This is a genomic window from Gammaproteobacteria bacterium (assembly GCA_029882975.1).
Lineage (GTDB): Bacteria > Pseudomonadota > Gammaproteobacteria > SZUA-152 > SZUA-152 > JAJDNG01.
In genome coordinates this window covers 1-18,391 of the sequence record JAOUJW010000048.1, presented here as the reverse complement: position 1 = coordinate 18,391, position 18,391 = coordinate 1, and the positions used below count along the sequence as shown (strand labels likewise).

Annotated in this window: 16 protein-coding genes; 11 read left to right on the top strand and 5 right to left on the bottom strand. The window is 44.1% G+C overall.

Translation table 11 applies throughout. The features are described 5' to 3' along the window. The first annotated feature begins 58 nt into the window (after positions 1-58). Both OEY58_21955 and OEY58_21950 read left to right on the top strand, forming a co-directional pair. A complete protein-coding gene (locus OEY58_21955) occupies positions 59-1,087 on the top strand; it encodes an asparaginase (GenBank protein MDH5328120.1) in 1,029 nt (342 codons plus the stop codon). A gap of 368 nt (positions 1,088-1,455) precedes the next feature. Continuing rightward, positions 1,456-1,662, top strand: a complete 207-nt coding sequence (locus OEY58_21950) for a hypothetical protein (protein MDH5328119.1) — start codon at positions 1,456-1,458, stop codon at positions 1,660-1,662. 46 nt (positions 1,663-1,708) lie between these two features. Here the strand turns inward: OEY58_21950 and OEY58_21945 are convergent, their stop codons facing one another. Together OEY58_21945 and OEY58_21940 are read right to left on the bottom strand one after the other, a co-directional pair. After that, positions 1,709-1,966, bottom strand: coding sequence for a hypothetical protein (locus OEY58_21945; GenBank protein MDH5328118.1), 258 nt, complete (start codon positions 1,964-1,966; stop codon positions 1,709-1,711). Positions 1,967-1,982: 16 nt separating this feature from the next. Further along, on the bottom strand, positions 1,983-2,339 hold the full coding sequence (locus OEY58_21940) for a hypothetical protein (protein MDH5328117.1): 357 nt from the start codon (positions 2,337-2,339) through the stop codon (positions 1,983-1,985). Positions 2,340-3,085: 746 nt separating this feature from the next. Here OEY58_21940 and OEY58_21935 point away from each other — a divergent pair. From OEY58_21935 to OEY58_21915, 5 genes are all read left to right on the top strand, one after another. After that, complete coding sequence (locus tag OEY58_21935) at positions 3,086-5,140, top strand: KAP family NTPase (protein ID MDH5328116.1); 2,055 nt, start codon at positions 3,086-3,088, stop codon at positions 5,138-5,140. Between the two features lie 132 nt (positions 5,141-5,272). Continuing rightward, on the top strand, positions 5,273-6,181 hold the full coding sequence (locus OEY58_21930; protein ID MDH5328115.1) for a hypothetical protein: 909 nt from the start codon (positions 5,273-5,275) through the stop codon (positions 6,179-6,181). Between the two features lie 30 nt (positions 6,182-6,211). After that, the gene (locus tag OEY58_21925; protein ID MDH5328114.1) at positions 6,212-7,210 is read left to right on the top strand and encodes a sel1 repeat family protein; all 999 of its coding nucleotides are present in this window, start codon (positions 6,212-6,214) and stop codon (positions 7,208-7,210) included. A gap of 9 nt (positions 7,211-7,219) precedes the next feature. Beyond that, the gene (locus tag OEY58_21920; GenBank protein ID MDH5328113.1) at positions 7,220-7,954 is read left to right on the top strand and encodes a hypothetical protein; all 735 of its coding nucleotides are present in this window, start codon (positions 7,220-7,222) and stop codon (positions 7,952-7,954) included. A 919-nt stretch (positions 7,955-8,873) separates the two neighbouring features. Next, positions 8,874-9,167, top strand: coding sequence for a hypothetical protein (locus OEY58_21915; GenBank protein MDH5328112.1), 294 nt, complete (start codon positions 8,874-8,876; stop codon positions 9,165-9,167). Positions 9,168-9,455: 288 nt separating this feature from the next. On the opposite strand, the gene OEY58_21910 is transcribed toward OEY58_21915, so the two are convergent. From OEY58_21910 to OEY58_21900, 3 genes are all read right to left on the bottom strand, one after another. Then, positions 9,456-9,668 (bottom strand): hypothetical protein, encoded by a 213-nt coding sequence (locus OEY58_21910; protein ID MDH5328111.1) that lies wholly within the window; start codon positions 9,666-9,668, stop codon positions 9,456-9,458. A gap of 98 nt (positions 9,669-9,766) precedes the next feature. Continuing rightward, positions 9,767-10,204, bottom strand: coding sequence for a hypothetical protein (locus tag OEY58_21905; protein ID MDH5328110.1), 438 nt, complete (start codon positions 10,202-10,204; stop codon positions 9,767-9,769). Continuing rightward, positions 10,197-10,475, bottom strand: coding sequence for a BPSL0067 family protein (locus OEY58_21900; protein ID MDH5328109.1), 279 nt, complete (start codon positions 10,473-10,475; stop codon positions 10,197-10,199). Before OEY58_21900 ends, OEY58_21905 begins: the two co-directional genes overlap by 8 nt. 482 nt (positions 10,476-10,957) lie before the next feature. Between OEY58_21900 and OEY58_21895 the strand changes: the two genes are divergently transcribed. The 4 genes from OEY58_21895 to OEY58_21880 all read left to right on the top strand — a co-directional run bounded on the left by OEY58_21895 (position 10,958) and on the right by OEY58_21880 (position 18,003). Continuing rightward, positions 10,958-11,923, top strand: coding sequence for an HNH endonuclease (locus OEY58_21895; GenBank protein ID MDH5328108.1), 966 nt, complete (start codon positions 10,958-10,960; stop codon positions 11,921-11,923). 187 nt (positions 11,924-12,110) lie between these two features. Continuing rightward, the gene (locus tag OEY58_21890) at positions 12,111-12,923 is read left to right on the top strand and encodes a hypothetical protein (protein MDH5328107.1); all 813 of its coding nucleotides are present in this window, start codon (positions 12,111-12,113) and stop codon (positions 12,921-12,923) included. A gap of 696 nt (positions 12,924-13,619) precedes the next feature. Beyond that, positions 13,620-16,433, top strand: a complete 2,814-nt coding sequence (locus OEY58_21885; GenBank protein MDH5328106.1) for a DEAD/DEAH box helicase family protein — start codon at positions 13,620-13,622, stop codon at positions 16,431-16,433. A gap of 10 nt (positions 16,434-16,443) precedes the next feature. Further along, positions 16,444-18,003, top strand: a complete 1,560-nt coding sequence (locus OEY58_21880) for a restriction endonuclease subunit S (protein MDH5328105.1) — start codon at positions 16,444-16,446, stop codon at positions 18,001-18,003. The last annotated feature ends 388 nt before the right edge of the window (positions 18,004-18,391 follow it).

Genomic DNA, 18,391 nt, shown 5'->3' with positions numbered 1-18,391 from the left:
TTTGTTATGCTTATTATTGTTTATCAGATTACGGTCGCATTAAAGGATTGACCGCTACATGTCCTCCTATGAGCTTTTAGTCGAAGTAACACGAAATGGAACGGTGGAAAGCGTACATTTTGGTGCAGCCGTCGTGTGTGATTTCAAGGGCAAGGTTGTGGAAAGCTGGGGCGATATCAGAAAGCTGGTATTCCCCCGTTCTGCGCTGAAGCCGATGCTGGCAATCCATCTGGTTGAGAGTGGCGCCAGCGACCGATATGCCTTAAGCGATGCTGAATTATCGCTGGCTTGTTCGTCTCATCAGGGAGAGAAAATGCATCAAGATCTGGTGGCGTCCTGGTTAACGCGACTGGGGTTATCGGAGGAGCATTTAGCCTGCGGCGCAGTATTGCCGGAACATACTGACAGTGCCCACCAGATATTGGCTGCCGGACAACAGGGCTGTCGAATTCACCACAATTGCTCGGGCAAGCACAGCGGATTTTTGACCACGGCATTACATCTGGGCTTGCCATTGGATGGCTACCACCTGCTTGAACATCCATTACAGCAATTATCGCTGGATATACTTTCCGACCTGGCTAACATTGACATCAAACAATATCCTATGGGAGTTGACGGTTGTGGATTACCAGCACCCACGATGCCTTTGCTACAACTTGGGCATGCTACCGCCCGATTCGCCAAGCCTATCGATTTGTCGGATGCTCGCTCACAGGCTATCTACCGTATTCACCAAGCCATTACCAATGAGCCGCTCTACGTTGCCGGGAGCGGAACGGTAGTTACGGAGTTGAATGAGGTAACCAAAGGTGCCGTGCTGGCGAAAACCGGTGCCGAAGGGATCGTCACGGCGGCTTTACCTGAACAAGGTCTGGGGATTGCAGTGAAAATTGCCGATGGCAGTGCCCGAGCACGTTCAGTTGCCTTGTTGGCGATCCTGGACGATCTGGGCGTGCTATCCGTGGACGTAAAACATAAACTTCAGGCTCAAATCTCTCCGGAGATAGTAAACTCAAGAGGTCATGTTGTCGGAGAAATACGTCCGGCCACCACCAATATCCAGTGCTCGGTCATTCGGTGTTAGTTTAAAAAAGAAAAAAAGCGGGTCAGAAAGCAATGCTTTCTAGTCTTCAAGTCGGCTTATATTAGAAATTATTGCTCTCTGGTACGGGCTTCCCGGGCTTTCAATCACGTGTGTCTGCGCTCCCTGAAGGGGAGCTGTAACATAGCCGGTGGCTTCAGCCACCGGAATGGATGAAAAAAGGAATCAGCCCTGAACGACTGCATGGATGCAGGTAGACCACGTCGGGAATTGGTGGTCGCCCGCCATAGCTGCCCCCAGGTTTTTAGCGCTAGTCCTCTCTAAATGGGGTGGTTTATTCGAATTCGCTCAAGCGCAATATTTGGTGGCACTGAAAATGCATTTTGTTTACCAACCTTGCGGAGGGAGTTATGGACAAATTTTTTAACTATCTCAAAAAATACTTATTGACTATAGAATCAATAAATAAGAGCGCGTTGGAAAATTGCTCTTCTGTAGATGAGCTGTTGGCTGTGGCGTCAACTGAGCTTGAGAGCAAAGATCTAAACATCTTCCAAAACAAAATTGCGGACTACATGCATAGCGGTAAAGCAGTGGGTAGTACAGATTTATCCTAATTCGCCTCAAAAACTCAAATATATCCCTTCCGATAACAGTCGCTATTTAAGCCTCCGCTGCAGCTAGCTGTTTTGGCTTATGCTTTTGTCTTGCCTTATGCTTTTGTCTTGCCTTTACAGGGGCTTTCTTTGTATAAAAATAAGACACCAGATCTTGGTGGAATGATTCAAGTTCTTGATTGCTAAGGAGAGAAGCCGCAACATCTATTAAATCATTAGAGGTTTTGCATTTGCTTAGTGACCTGGCGTTAATCTCATCAAATTGTAATAGTCTATCTTTAACGAAATCAAATTCCCTACTCATGGTCTATCTCCCGTTATTACCGTAAATGATCAAATGCTTGGCTTAGTTCAAGAGCCAAAGCTTCGTCAGCATAAAAGTATCGCCCATCATTTTCTTTATCGCCCGTTATTTCCACATCATTCCCTAGTCGGTTCAGGCCGCAGTGGTTTTGGAAAAAGTGCAGTAGTTTGTCGCCTCCGGTGGGGGCCGCATGGAGTCCAATGACTCCGGAATGCTTCCTGCAAAAACTCCTGGAAATAGCGATATCAACGCAAAGCCTGCCTAGTTTAGGGATTTCATCGAGATCTACAAATTGTTTGCTATAGGCATCTGGAGCGGTTGCAAAATACCAAATGTAACAGCTCCTACTTTCTTTATTGTAGAGTGTTTCCATGTTCTCCGCCACGTACACCAAGGCCATAGGTATATTGGTATAATTATTCTTTACACATATAGAATAACATTCTGGTTCCTGGCCCAGCAGTTCTCCGAGCTTTCTTTGGCCGGTATTAAAAAAAACCCAGTTCCAACCATTGTCAATGCGCTTACCGTCTGTATCTATGTGTGGTAGCTGTACATTTTTGTGCCATTCTTCCAATACGGCAGAATTTGCGGGCTCCACATAGACTTCGACAGTTTGATTTGAATATTTGCATGGTGCGTTTGTTACAAACTCCACTCCTGAAGTAACCCTGCGTGGCATAAATCCCTCGTGTTTTGTTATAAATATTTTACAGTTGAAACGGAATTCAAAATCCAACCCGGGTGGATTGGTGAAAATACATACAAAAGTCAGTGGCTATTATTAGGCGCAACACAAATTCATTGTATAACAATTTGGCTGACGATAAATATACAAACCTGAATGATGTACGATTGAGTGATGTTGAGTATTTATCAACTTGTTATTTTAACTACCAATTGAGTTTTTAATACTTACGCTCTTTATTGTCAACAACTCCGTCACAACCATCGTTCTGGACTAGCTATACATTATACATAAGCTCCGTCGCGCCTGACTTCAAGTATAGGCCACGTTGCGCAAATTTTGAGCGGATGTGTAATGTTATGTGTTGTAGTTTACTATTGGGTAGACTTAGTATTTGACGAAAATATGCAGCTTCAGTAGAGGTGTTAGACATGGCCGAAAATATCGGTGAGGAAAAGTTTGCAATTACACTTCAAGAGTTGGAAAAGACCGGTATCACTGAAGAGGAGCGCATCCAAGTTACCGCGGTTTTACAGGATATATTGAATGCCGTGTATACGGCGAGCGGTGACGCTCGCTCCATTGTTACAGAACAGAAAAAACGAGCCAAAGACAGTGTCAATAAACTTAGCTGTAAAGATGACGAAAAAGAACATCTGTTGCATACAATTTATGCTTGGTTGGATGAATATAGCGCCACAGAAGACATGAGCGAGTTACACTTAGCTGCAATCACCAAGGGCAGCTATAGAGACTTTCCTGCATTAATCGATAAACTGGGATACGAAAAATACGCCCACGCCATTGCAAAACTGATACTGGAAGGAAAAGTAGAACCCCCCCTGACCATATCCATCCAAGCTCCATGGGGGCAGGGTAAAACCAGCCTCATGAGGATGATTAAAGAGAAATTGGAAAGCGGTCTTAAACAGACAACAACAAAAATGCCAACACAGAAGTCGACATCTGGAATACAAAGTAAGTCAGACAGCCTGATTAATTGGATGAACAAGGAAAAAAACGCAAGCAATACTCAAATGTTATTCGTGGCGCAAGGGACAGTACCATGCATTTGGTTTAACCCGCTCTACTATCAGAATAGTGATCAAATATGGGCCGGTATGGCCCACACCCTATTACAACAACTGGCGGACAAACTGCCCACGACCTTGGAACGAGAGCGGTTCTGGTTTCGCTTAAGAATGTCGCGTTTAAATACAGGAGCCATACGCAGACACATACATAAACTGCTGTTAGAAAGATTCATACCAAAAGGCTTGGTCTGGTTTTTGATTTTAATCATCATGTTCCTCACTTCCTATTTAGAAAACCATGCGGGAGTGTTTTTAAATAAATATCCGATACTCAATTTATTACCTATCGTGGGTGGCTCTATTCACGCATGGTTAGAAAGTAAAAAGGACATAGATCTGGATGACAAGCTAGCGCAATACATATCAGAGCCGGACTACGAAGGAAAGCTAGGACTATTGCACCTAGTGGACCAAGACATCGACAGAGCCCTAAAGCTCATTCTGGACGATAGTAAACTGGTTATTTTCATTGACGACCTGGACCGATGCGAGCCCAACGTGGTAAATACCATCATGCTTGCCATAAATCAGTTCATTAGTGTTCAGAACAGAAATATCATATTCATTCTGGGTATGGACACCCACATGGTGGCAATGGCCATAGAAACAGCGGCCCAAAAACAAGCGGAAACCTACAATAAAGCTCGCCATTCATCAAAACGCTATGGGTGGAGATTCATGGAGAAGTTTGTCCAGCTTCCCTTTTTCATTCCCAGGTTAGATCAAACCAAGGCGAAATTCTATCTAAAGAATTTGCTGGATCAAGAAGCGGAAGAAAAATTTGACGCAAGCGAATTGGAGAAAATCAAGAATGATCTCAGTGCTGCAGGAAGTATTGAACGATTGACGGAGTTGATGAACGCTCTTCCCGAAATGAATATGCAGTCAAAAATCGAACTGGAAAAATTAGCAACCGACAGAATTGTGGATTTCACCACGGAGAAACACAGCGAAACATTACAAAAGCTGGTGGATGCCGCCATTGAAGACCTACATTATAATCCCCGAGATATGAAACGGTTCTTAAACGTAGCCAGACTGCTGTTCTTAAACTTTGAAAATGACCAAAACGCAGGTAGCCACGAATACTTGCTTAAAGTCGTACGGGCAGCGCACTTAATGCTAAATTGGCCCCAGTGTCTGCGTTGGTTACAAGGTAACGCACACACCTATAACTCCAGCGGCGACAAAAAAGACCCGGTTCAAAGCTTATCGGATATCACTATTGCCAATCAGTATCTCACGTTTCAAGAGTGGAAAACCGAAATCGAAAAGGAATGGGGGGCAGAAGTTGCAGAGTTAATCGCATTACCGGATTTCTACGCGTTTCTACGCAAAATTGAATTAACGACCCCAGGTTTACCTCAAATCTTTGACGCCCGGTTGTTTTAACCTCAATCACCGCAAAATGATAGCTGGCCCAAGCAAGGTGTTAATATTCACGTTCGCGTGTAAATACAATAGTGATAGACTTGTGAGTTACGGAGTAGTGTCTTCAAACTTTTCTTCTGTCAGGAGTCCGATATGAAACAGTGCGGTGAAAATTTCCAAGTAGATTTGGTGCCGCTAGCCTTTGATTTAACTTCGCAGGCCGGGAGTACGGCATTAAATAATCTTAAAAATATTGATTTTCATATCAATTCAGTCTTGGAAAGCAATACCTTTCAAGAAAGTTTAAAAAAAGCGGTTCGAGATTATCAATCAAAAGCATTTTTTGGTTCGTTAAAAGGAAAGAGCTTGTCTCCGCAAGAGCAGGAAGAAGCAATGCTGGAGGCCCTGTTAAAGGCAGCTAAGAAGACCGGGGGTGCTGAACTTAAAAATTCCATAATGCAGTCGCCGGATGCGCAAAGACTCAAAACAGATTTACAGGAATTTAAAAGTGCTTTCGAATGTAGCCCAACAGGCGTCTGGGTTGATAAAAACAAAGGTCTTTTAATAGTCGTGGGCGTATTGGGTGCCATTGGTGGCAGTTACTATATGTACAAAAATCGCACAGGAGATACCATTGCGGATTTATCCAAAAGCCTATTGAAAAAAACCTGGGTGGTTGGATCTATCAATCTTGATACTAAAGTCACCAAACTGGTTCCTTCCAAACGTGAAATCGGAGTTGAACTGGCTGCGAGCTACAAATGGGAACAGATCACCACCAAAGTGAGTATCAATATGCTTGCCCATGAAAAGCTTGCAGATATTTCCACCATGGGTACTATCACAATTCCGTTAAAAAACCGCATGGTCGCGGGAATTGGAATAGGTTCTTCAAATACGAATCTACCTTTAGGGGCAGGTTCCACAGGGGTACAGGACAGTAGTTTGAACGCATTTGTAAATCTCCAGTACAATAGAGATAATCTATCAATTCAGTTAAATGCCTCTACAGACGATAAAGGGACCCGTGCAATCGGTGCAATTCTGCATCTGGAATTTTAATCTGTAGATACTTGAGTCAAAGGGGATAATTTGGATCGCCGCTACATAAAATCAGCAATCTGGGTTGGGATTCTTCTTCATGCTCATGTTACGCAAGCGGGTACAACGGCATCTGTTGATACCTGCGAGACCTTTTTAAAATCCAATCAATTAGCTCAGGTCCTTCAAGAATGCACCACCTTGGCGGAGAAGAAGAATTCTCACGCACAATACATTCTCGCTCAAGCCTACGAGTTAAATGGCACGACAACCGACCTAAAGCAAGCAATCCATTGGTATTTGCAAGCGGCGCAAGCCGGCCACAGCCAGGCACAAAACAAATTGTCAGAAAACTATCTAAATGGAAACGGCGTTAACAAAGACGTAAAAACGGCATTTTACTGGCGTAAAAAATCAGCGGAGCAGGGCAACGCAAACGCGCAATTTGCACTGGGACTCATGTATGAGAATGGAGAAGGAGTTGCAAAGGATGATGTGCAGGCGTTTGAATGGGTGTACAAATCCGCCAAACAAAACTACGATTTAGCGCAGCACTATATCGGGCATTTGTATTTGGAAGGCATAGGCGTAGAGAAGAATCTCACCAAAGGCGCCGATTGGCTGCAAAAAGCCGCAGAGAAAAATGTCCTCCAGGCGCAACTTAGTTTGGCCGCCCTATACAAGCTGGGGCGGGGTGTGCCCAAAGACCCATCGGAATCCATTAAGTGGTTTACCAAAGCCGCATTGCAAGGATCTCCAATAGCTTACAATTTCGTCAAAAAGGAGGCGATGGGCGGCAGTTTGTTAGCGCAGAGTAATTTGGGGATAATCCATATCAACGGCGCCGGTATCCTAAAAGACTATCAAGAAGCACATCTGTGGTTAGAAAAAGCGGCCAATTCCGGCTATGCCGAAGCACAATATAACTTAGGCGTTCTCTACAAAAACGGGCTTGGGGTGACCGTAGATATAGCCAAAGCCAGTCTATGGTTCAAAAAAGCGCAAGACCAAGGATTTATTCCCGCAAAATCTACAACTACAGCCAAATAGGACTATCCCTTGTTTATCACAAGAAACAACCGTTGTCTTGCAAGCCTGGTTCTTATATCCGTTATCATGGCTACCGCTTGCACGCAAAAACAAGTTCGTCACAGCAACTTGCAAGTGACGGACATGGTGACAGATGGAACCCCTGTCCAAAAAGATCAACCCATGCTGGTGGGTGCGGTAAAAATTTCAAATCAAAATCTGCATATTGACGAAGCAACGCACTACATGAACGTTATTCAAGCCACGCTACGCCAACACGGCTTAATTGCAGACATAGACACACGCTCACCCGGTGAAGCCGGAGTCACACTTACGGCTAATTTAGAGGACAGCATCCAGAACGACGGCTTACTATCAGACCTATTACGCAAAGATTTCAATGAACGCAATCCGGCCAGTCGCGGGTTATTGGTCGTTGTAGTCGAAGGCGTCAGCGACCAAACGGCAAAAGACAGTGATAACTATCAACGGTTACAAAGTGTCCGGGTGGTTTATAGACTGTGGTCTTTAACCAGCGGAAAAATGACCCACAAGCTCGCCGTGGAAGGATATTTTCTCAGCAAAAACGAGCGTTTCGTTGCAGACCAGGGCAGTACGGTGTCAAAAGAAAGCGCCAATGCTCTGTACCGCTTGCTACACGAAAGCACACCCGAACAGGTCCCCATGGTAAAAATCTTGATGCAAGCTACACGGACTTTTTTAGAAAAGCTTGCCGTTCCGAAAAGCCCTGAAAGGGCGAAATGATACAGCCGGCGGTTTCAACCGCCGGCCCCGGAAACAAAGAATCTAAGTCCTGAAAGGACGACATAAAAGAAGCTAATAATGCAAACTCACAACACGCCAAAGTAGGGTGGATTAGGAACGCTTTTTGTTTCGTAATCCACCAGCGATTTCCAGATAGACACACTAAACCAAAAAACAGAAAAGGAATACGTTGTCGGCGATAAAAATCATTTTAAGGCTTTTCCTATGACCCGTTCTATAGGGTGTGATTTGGGTGGAGAGGCTTATATACGGAATACTGGGAAAGCTTTCGCTGTAAATGGTTAAGGTATAACATAGAAAAATGAAAAATAAACGGGTTACGTGGTTAGGGCTATTGATATTAGCCTGGTTTCTGATATGGATCCTTTTCGGAGCTCTGCTCCCCCAAAATGTACATTTTCCATATTCAGGCGTTATATCTCCATTACTAGCTCCAGTAATTTTCATTGGAGGAATTTTTGGAGCAGGTGGTTTAACGTATACTTCCCTAATTGAACTCTTTATCCCAGCCCTGGTGTTTTGGTCGGTGACGATTTTTATTTTTAACTCAAAACGATTTGAATAATGTTCATGCATGGCTATAACGAAACCGAGAGGTCCTATCCAACAAATGCTAATTTAGCAGAACATCTGGTACTCGCTATTGCAAAATCTGCAATCGAATTACAGAGTTGCCAGGTCTGTGAAAACCCACATGTGCTCTTGAGAGCGGCAGGTAGACTCACCGGAAACATCAAAATTACCACCGGGGCTAGCACTTTATAAAGGCAGAGAAAAAAAAGACGAAGCTACACATTACGATATACCCTACAATAGAGATGCCGCTCGATAATTTCAAACTACTATTACGATCGATATCGGGTTTAGAGTATGTAGGGCGAGGAGAAGAAGTAATATCATGACATCACGATATATAGTTAGTGAGGGAGAGTACTATCTTTTATTGGAGCAAGATCAAATTAGTCGCGAGATCGCCAATTTAGAATGGTGCGTTAAAAAAGCCAATGAGCGTATTTCAGAACTTGAAAAACAGATGGAATCGCTCGACGAAGATTCAAACGAGTATGATGCGCTTGAAGAAGAAGCTAATGATATGCGTATGTTGGTCCGTGATTTCACGGAACGGTTCGAAGATATAATCAATCTCCCCAAGAGTCACGTTCCACGCGATCCTCGATTGTCAGGCGACTAGATTAGGACCGTAGGGTGGAATAGCAGCCTTATCGCGTATTCCACCGAGCAGTGTCAATTTTAACCCCAAAAATAGAGGAAACGCCTTTACCTTTATAACACTATTCATTTCCGCACGTCGGGTTACGCTGCGCTAACCCAACCTACACAGATTGTTAACATGTAGTATTAGTCTTGTAGGGTGGGCACGCTTTTTGTGCCCACGCGGGCAAAGCCACGGACAAGGGCTGGTCAATGTGTTATACGAATTACTATCAGTTTTTTTAGGAAAGGGGGAATTGCCCCGTGTCTATGAAGATTCTCCAAACTTTTCTTTATACAACTGCTCATGCATTTCTTCTACTTTTGGGAGAAGTTCCCGTACATAGACCATTTCGTCTGCGGTTATACCGTATTCATCATCACCATTGTCCATGTCTTCGAGTTTATCCTCCAAGTGAGTTTCATAGTGTTTCAAGGCTTGGATTAAAGTAATGAGTTGATTGATCGTGAATATAGACATGATAGTGTTTGCCGCTACGCGTGTTTTCGAACAGCGTAGTGAGCTACCAGGGTGAATGTGTTCAGACTGAAGCGGTGTGTATGAATAGAATTTTCCATCTATTTACAAGATACTTTCTGATTTGATAGGTCTTTGGAGTGAGCGACTTTGCATGACTTAATTGAATCTGGAAGTTTGTTAGAAACTACGGCTGGGGTGTTACCGTATAGACAAACAAGCCAAATACTTTGGTTTGGAATGTTCGGAAATTTGTAAACTTCTGTTTCCGGGATAGAATTTTTTGACTTAACAACTTCTGATGGTTTCAGAAAACCCCCATCTTCAGGAGGTCCAATGCTGAACGTAGACGAAACAAGGTAATGCTCATGTTTGTTATCCCTATTGTCCCCAAATACATGCCATCCTTTTGGTGGGTCGGTAATCTGCCACGCTACACTGACTTTTTGTGGGCAAGAATATTCAGCATCGGCGATTGAACTGCATGCAACCAGCGTTAGTCCGGAAAAAAGTATTTGCTTTGTTAACAGGTTAGTCATGCATAATTACCGACAAGGCATCTCCATTATTGCTAGGGTCCACATAAGACCCATCGGCGTTCTTGCCTAGGAAAAACATTTTACGTTTCGAAATGGATGGTTTTGTGCTCCATTGATCCATAACCCACACACCTGATCCATCTTGAGAAGTATATAGGACCGTAGGGTGAATTAGGAACGCTTTTTGTTCCGTAATCCACCAGCGATTTCCAGATAGACACACTAAACAAAAAAAACAGAAAAGGAATTCGTTGTCGGCTATAAATATCATTTTAAGACTTTACCTATGATCCGTTCTTTGTGTTGTGATTTTGGGTGGAGAGGCTTATATACGGAATACTGGGAAAAATTTCGCTGTAAATGGTTAAGGTATAACATAGAAAAATGAAAAATAAACGGGTTACGTGGTTAGGGCTATGGATTTTGATCTGGCTGCTAATTTGGATAGCTTTTGGAGTTCTACTTCCTCAAAATGTACATTTTCCATTTTCAGGTGTTATATCTCCATTACTAGCTCCAGTAATTTTCATTGGAGGAATTTTTGGAGCAGGTGGTTTAACGTATACTTCCCTAATTGAACTCTTTATCCCAGCCCTGGTGTTTTGGTCGGTGACAATTTTTATTTTCAAGACCAAACGGCTTAAATCGTAACCAGCAGTTGACTGCACTCAGGCTACGCTTTCACATCGAAATTACGCTAAACTTCTTAAGTAAGAATGCAGGCTCTCAAAATACGAAAAACCAAACCCCGCTATGCCAATCGAAACCTATTTAGATAAATTCAAAAGACTGAATGTAAATACCTCCGGCGGTCATCCCAGCCCCCACAAACCCTGTATGCTGTTGGCTCTATGCGATATGGCGGTTGCAGGCGCATTAAGAGAAAACAAAATTTACTACGAACCTAACTTCCTGGAGCGTTACAAATCGATATTCGAAGTGGTAAAAACCGTTACAGACCATGCAAATCCCTATTTTCCGTTCTTCCACCTCAGAAGTGAAGATTTCTGGCATTTAAAAGCCAGGGAAGGGAAGGAGTCAGTTGTACAGGCACTGCCCACGGCACGGTCACGCAAGCACATTACCGAAAACGTCGACCACGTCTGTCTGGACGAAGAATTGTTCCAACTGCTCCAGGACACAAACAACGCTACAATTTTTAAAGAAACAATAATAAGCCACTGGTTTCCGGAAAAGCGCCAAGCCTTTGAGCGTTTTTATCAATCAGAACTACCGGAAATGAACTATGAAAACAACCTTCGCGGCCTGGTCGAACAAAAGGATGCAAAATTATCCCCAACCGACTACGACAAAATCCTGAGAGACCGCGCCTTTCGCAAAGTCATCATAGAAGCCTACGACTACCGCTGCGCCGCCTCCGGCTGGCGTATCATCACCCCGGACGACAAAGTTCTGGTTGAAGCCGCACATATCGTCCCATTCTCTAAAACTCACGACGACGACCCCCGCAACGGCATCGCCCTGACACCCACATACCACTGGGCATTCGACAACCGCCTCATAGCCCCAGGTACGGATCTGAAGTGGCACGTTACCAAAGATCTGGACCCACGCATCCGCGATTATGAAGGGCTGATCGGGCTGGAAGGAAAAGAAATCTTACTTCCTAAGAATAAAAAATACTGGCCCAAGAAAGAATCTCTGGAATGGGCGATAGCTAATCTGAACAAATTAATCAATCCAAAACTCATTATTTAGTTATTCTCAACACCCATTTCCTTATATTCCCCGAAAAAATCGTAAAAATTCAATCCATTACACAAAACCAAACACCATGGTTTTGCTGAATCTGGAATTATGTGAATAATCACGTATTGCTGTGTTGTGAGCTGAGTATAATGGTTAGATATTGTAATAAGAACAAAGAAAATGCTCGGGGGCAAAGATGAAGTGCGACGGACATTCGAAAATAACTGATGAAGCAATTAAACAATTGGTCTCAATGTGTAAATTAGATCAATCTATTCAATCAGATATGTGTAAACTGCCGGACTTCCAGCCGAGTAAGAACGGCGTGGGGTACAGCAACCAAGTCGACTCAGTAACGAGTGATAACATTGAATTGGGAGCAAAAATGCTTCTGCTCAATTTGCCCCTTGCTGGTAAATTTACAGAATTGAATTCTATTTTGAACAATTTTGAAGGTCACTTGACAAATCGTGTTGTCGCCATGGATGTAGATTTTTGGTATCTAAAGAATCACAGGGCGGATTCTGGTCAACGCGCGCATTTTATGAGAGCGGCAAATGGTGAGACAGTGGCTACTGCATATTATAACGGGGTAGAGTTTATTCATATTCATGCGGCCAAGTGGGTCGACATAACTTTAAGGATCAAACAGAATCCACGATCAGTAATTAATAATTCATTGCGTGCAAAAGCTTTGGAGCATTTGGCGCAGGCTTTGCATTGTTTGCAGGATACATTTTCGCCTTACCACGTGAGTAGAACACCAAGTTCAGATCCCGATAAGCCAGGTGTTATAAAGGATATCGGTATCTATAAAGAGCAAGACCATAGCGAACACTCTCGCGCAGATTATAGAACTGGATCTTTGAGCTCTAAAGAAGGACAATCGGCAGTAAATGCATCAGCTGAACTTATGTTGATGTGTATCAGGGCTGTAGCACGGCAGACATATATGCTACCAGGTCTGAAACAATTCAAAGAAAAATGGCTTGCGTTCAATCCAAACTAACTGATGAAAAATTTATTCAAATATACCTGGGTGCGTTTAGTAAGCTGGGTTCTCGTGTGGTGCTTGATTTGGGTAATATTTTGGCCTGTATTGCCAACAGATGCACATGCTCCACTGTACGGATTATTTACCCCAATACTTGTTCCAATGATGATGTTTACGCCTAACTCCATGAGTTTTACAGGAGACTATTTACCGGCAATAGTTTTTTGGGGGATGTTTTTCGGGATCATTGTAATTAAGAAGTACAGAAGCAGGGATAGCTAGGTGGGGCAAAGAGACCTTCTCCGTATCGCCTTTCCCTGCAGAACTTAAGTCTCCTCTATGCTGGCTCGATCAAATCGTTGGAGACTAATTGGCTTGGTTAAATAGCAATCAATCTTAACCCAAAAGTTTCGCATATCTCAATGCGCATTTCCTAATATACACCCAAAAACACGAGCGAAATCAGCCAAATTCGCCAAACTAAGTTCCAAACCGAAAAATGTATCAGCTTCGTTACGAAAACCTTGCCTTCCCCGTAAAACTCAACCAAAATCAAAAAGCGCGATAAAACTCGCGCTGCTTAGAACAATAACAAAAAATCCTCGGATAAAGCGTTTGCTGTGGCAGCTTAGCAATACCCGAAATACTATGAGAAGTGGCAGTTTCGGCCCTTCTGCGTTGTATGGTTTTGGCTTTACACACAGGATCAGCGTGACACCGAAATACACCAAATTAGAAGCTGCGACTCGCATTGAGATCGACCAAAAACTGGAACAAGCCGGGTGGGTTGTTCAGGATAAAGGTCGGTTAAACCTGTTTGCAGCGCTGGGCGTGGCGGTGCGGGAGATGGACACCGATACCGGACCTGCCGACTACATGCTGTTTCTGGAAGGCAAAGCCTGTGGCATTATCGAAGCCAAGCGCGAAGGGGCCAATCTTGGCGAGGTATTCAGCCAAAGTCGGCGCTATGCCACATCCAATAGCAAACACATAGAGCGGTGGATGGAACGCCTGCCATTTACCTATGAAGCCACCAATCATGAAATTCGTTTTTGTGATTGGCGCGATCCCTACACTCGCTCCCGCAATATTTACTTTTTTCACCGCCCGGAAACCCTGCTCACATGGGTGCAACAAGAAAACACCCTGCGTACCCGCCTGCAACGGCTTCCTGAACTGAACAAAACAGGCCTACGCGATTGCCAAATTGAGGCCATAGAGGGTATAGAAACCAGTCTCAAACAAGGCAAACCCCGCTCCTTACTGCAAATGGCGACCGGCTCCGGTAAAACCTATGCTGCTGTTACCGAGATCTATCGCCTGGCGAAATATGCCAAGGTTCAGCGAGTCTTATTTTTAGTGGATCGAGGCAACTTGGGTCGACAGGCACTAAAGGAGTTCCAGCAATACACAGTCCCGGATGACCAGCGCAAATTCACCGAGCTGTACAATGTGCATATACTGGGCGCAGCCGACATTGGCGATGAAATCAAAGTCACCATATCCACCATACAAAGACTGTATTCCAAGCTCACCAACAAGGAATTGTTAGAAGACGTAGAAGAACACTCCGGCTATGAAGTGGACGGCTATAGCAGCAATGAAAAACCTCGGGAGGTCAGCTACAATCCCGCCATACCCGTAGAGGCCTTTGATCTGATCATTATTGATGAATGCCACCGCTCCATATACAACCTGTGGCGACAAGTGCTGGAGTACTTTGACGCATTCCTCATCGGTTTAACGGCTACACCCACCAAAAAGACCATCGGTTTTTTTAATCAAAACATGGTCAGTGAATACACCCACGAAGACGCTGTCATCGACCAAGTCAATGTGGGTTACGACGTATACAGCATACGCACAAAAAAAACCATGGAAGGCGATGTCATAGAAGCCGGTACCACCGTACAAGTTCGCGACCGACTCACCAAACAGGAACGATACCAGGTACTGGACCAGGAAGAAGAATACAGCGTCCAGCAAATCGACCGCTCCATTATTGCGCCCAATCAAATCCGCACCATCATCCAGACCTTTAAAGAGCGGGTGTTCAAAGACATATTCCCCAATCGATCCGGAGAATGGTTGCCAAAAACGCTTATATTCGCCAAAGACGACGACCACGCCGACCGCATAGTAAAAACCGTATTGGAAGAATTCGGCGAATCCAACGCCTTCTGCAAAAAAGTCACCTATAAAGTCGGTAAAAAAACCGCAGAAGACACCATCGCAGAATTAAGGACCAACCCCCGTCTGCGCATCGGTGTCACCGTGGATATGATCGCCACCGGTACCGATATCAGACCACTGGAAATCGTCATGTTCATGCGCGACGTAAAAAGTCCCGGATACTACGAGCAAATGAAAGGCCGAGGTACCCGAGTTATCGGCGAGGACGAACTGCGTCGAGTCACCCCGGACGCAAAACAAAAAACCCGATTTGTGTTGATAGACTGTGTCGGCGTCACAGAATCAGACAAAACCGAATCCAAATCCTTGGAAAGCAAACCCAGCGTCCCTACAGACAAACTCATGCTGCAAATCGCCAGGGGCGATCGCCACAGCGACAGCCTGCGCACACTGGGCAACCGCCTGCTGAGGCTGGATATGAAGCTCAACCCACAACAGCGCAACCACATCAAGCAGCTCATACTAAAAGTCGCGCCAGCTCAATCGACCGGCGTACTGCCCAAGGAATACCAACCACCCACATCCATACTGGCAGTGGCAGCAAACCTCATCCACGCCACCAAAGACGAAAACCTGGTCAAGCTGGCCCAGGCAGAAACAGGAAAAGACGAGGTCACCGACCAAGACATACAGCACGCCTTCAAATCACAGGCAGATTTGCTCATCCAGGTTTTTCACGACCCGGACCTGCGCGATTTACTGGAAGACTACCGGCGAGACACCGACCAGATATTTGACGACAGCGCCGATGAACTTATACAGGACAAAGTGGGCTTCACCAAAGAGCGAGCGGAAAATCTCATAAAAAACTGGGCCCAATTTATCCAAGACCACAAAGACGAACTCGATGCCATCCAGCTCATCTACCAGCAGCCCTATCAAAAGCGCCACCTGAGTTACGAGCAAATCGAAAAACTGGCAGAAGAAATCCAACAACCACCGTATAACCTCGCACCCATAGAGGTGTGGAAGGCCTACGAGCAGTTGGAAAAGAACAAAGTCAAAGGCGTGCCGCCCAAAGAACTGTTAACCAATATCGTCAGCCTCATCCGATTTTCCACAGGCCTCAGCGACGTACTCGAACCCTTCACCGAACTGGTCAACAACCGCTTTGATAACTGGCTAAAACAACAAAACAAAGCATTCCAGCCAGACCAACTCGCCTGGCTCAACAAAATAAAAGACCAAATCGCCCAGAATGCCGAAATGACAGTAGACGACTTTAACTACATCCCCTTTAACCAGGAAGGTGGTTTGTTAAAGGCGAGGGAGTTGTTTGGAAAAGATTTAGATTATTTAATACAAGAATTAAATGGCTATTTAATAGCGTAAAGGTTTGCAAGTGGCAGAAGCAAAAAAAGTAGAACTAAATAAAGATGAATTACCTGAAGGGTGGGTCGCTTCCACTCTGGGCGATATCGCGTCATACATTCAGCGTGGAAAATCACCTAAATATACTGAGTTCAGTGAACTGCCTGTTGTCAATCAGAAGTGTGTGCGATGGCATGGAATTGATAGAGAGCATCTAAAATATATACATCCCGACCAATTTGAGAAATGGGAAGAGAAGCGTTTTCTACAAAACGGTGATTTGCTTTGGAATAGTACCGGCACCGGAACGATTGGCAGAGCTGCAATTGTTCATCTTAAAGAAGGTGAAAAGCTTGTTGCAGACAGTCATGTGACGATAGTGCGTTCTGGTGAAGGCATGGAACCAAAGTATGTTCACTATTGGGTAATGGGGCCTGCTGTACAAAACAGCATTGAAGCAATGCAATCAGGTTCTACAAATCAAGTGGAATTAAGTAAAGGTGCTGTTGAATCAACGCCAATTCCTGTTGCACCACCCGAACAACAAAAACGTATCGTCGCCAAAATCGAAGAACTCTTCTCCCATATCGACGCCGGCATAGAAGCCCTAAAAAAAGCCAAACAACTCCTCAAACAATACCGCCAATCCGTCCTCAAAGCCGCTGTCACCGGTGAGCTAACTAAAGGATGGCGCGAGGCAAGAATCAAAGATGACGCACAAGGAAGTGCTAATGTCGCGGGAGGCAGGACGCCGGGAGCGACCAAACTCGAACCCGCCTCCCAACTACTCGAACGCATCCTCAAAGAACGCCGCCAAAAATGGGAAGAACAACAGCTCGAACAATTCAAAGCCAAAGGCAAAATGCCTAAGGATGACAAGTGGAAGGAGAAGTATATAGAACCTGTCCTTCCAGAAGATCTTGAACTGCCAAATGAATGGATAACAGCTTCATTAGACCAGTTGACTGAATATATAACATCAGGTTCAAGAGGGTGGGCTAAGTATTACGCAGATTCTGGTGCAACGTTTATACGAGCTCAAAATTTGAAATTTGATGTATTAAATTTAGATAGTATTGCATATGTAAGTTTGCCCGATAAAGCAGAAGGCATGAGAACAAGAGTTAAGTATGGAGATCTTCTGATTACCATCACTGGTGCAAATGTCACAAAGACAGGTTATGTAAATATTGAATTAGATGAAGCCTATGTAAGCCAACATGTTGCGTTATGTAGACCGACGATAACGAAATGCGTGAAATATCTTTATACATATCTACTAAGTAAAGACGGAGCAAGAAAGAAGCTAGAAGAGGCGGCTTATGGTGCTGGGAAACCAGGATTAAATTTAGACAACTTAAAGACTTTACAAATAGCTTTGCCAAGCATTGAGGAACAAGAAGAAATTGTCCGGTTGGTAGAGCAACGATTTGTAGTAATACAACGTTTAGACGATGATCTGGGTGTTCAGCTTAGAAAAGCAGAAAAAAACAAACAATCAGTATTAGCTTCAGCATTTTCAGGGCAATTACATAATTCATGTGAGCAGCCAGTTCAGCAAGGGAGAGATATGATGAGTGCTGAAGCATGAAAAATTCATTATTGCTCTTTTTATCGCAACATCGCGCATTTTGGTGGATGCGTTCGTTTGTGTATAAGGTGTTTTTCTGGATTGGTGCGCAGGTATTTCGACACCAATTCAATGCGAGAGATAAAAAAGATAATCTCGTTAGTTTGCGACATCTATTTCAGATCACACAAGCACAATTAATATTGGCTTTGCTATTTGCCATATTTCTCCAATTAATAGACCCAGTTGTATTTAACTTTTATAAATTTACTTTTTTAAAAATACGAGTTATGATCATTTCTGGTGTATGAGCACCTAGAAAGGGTGGCGTGCCCTTTGTTGTATAATTGTTTTCGCTGAAAAACAAACGACAAAGGAAGCACACCACATGAGCAAAGATAATGTTATT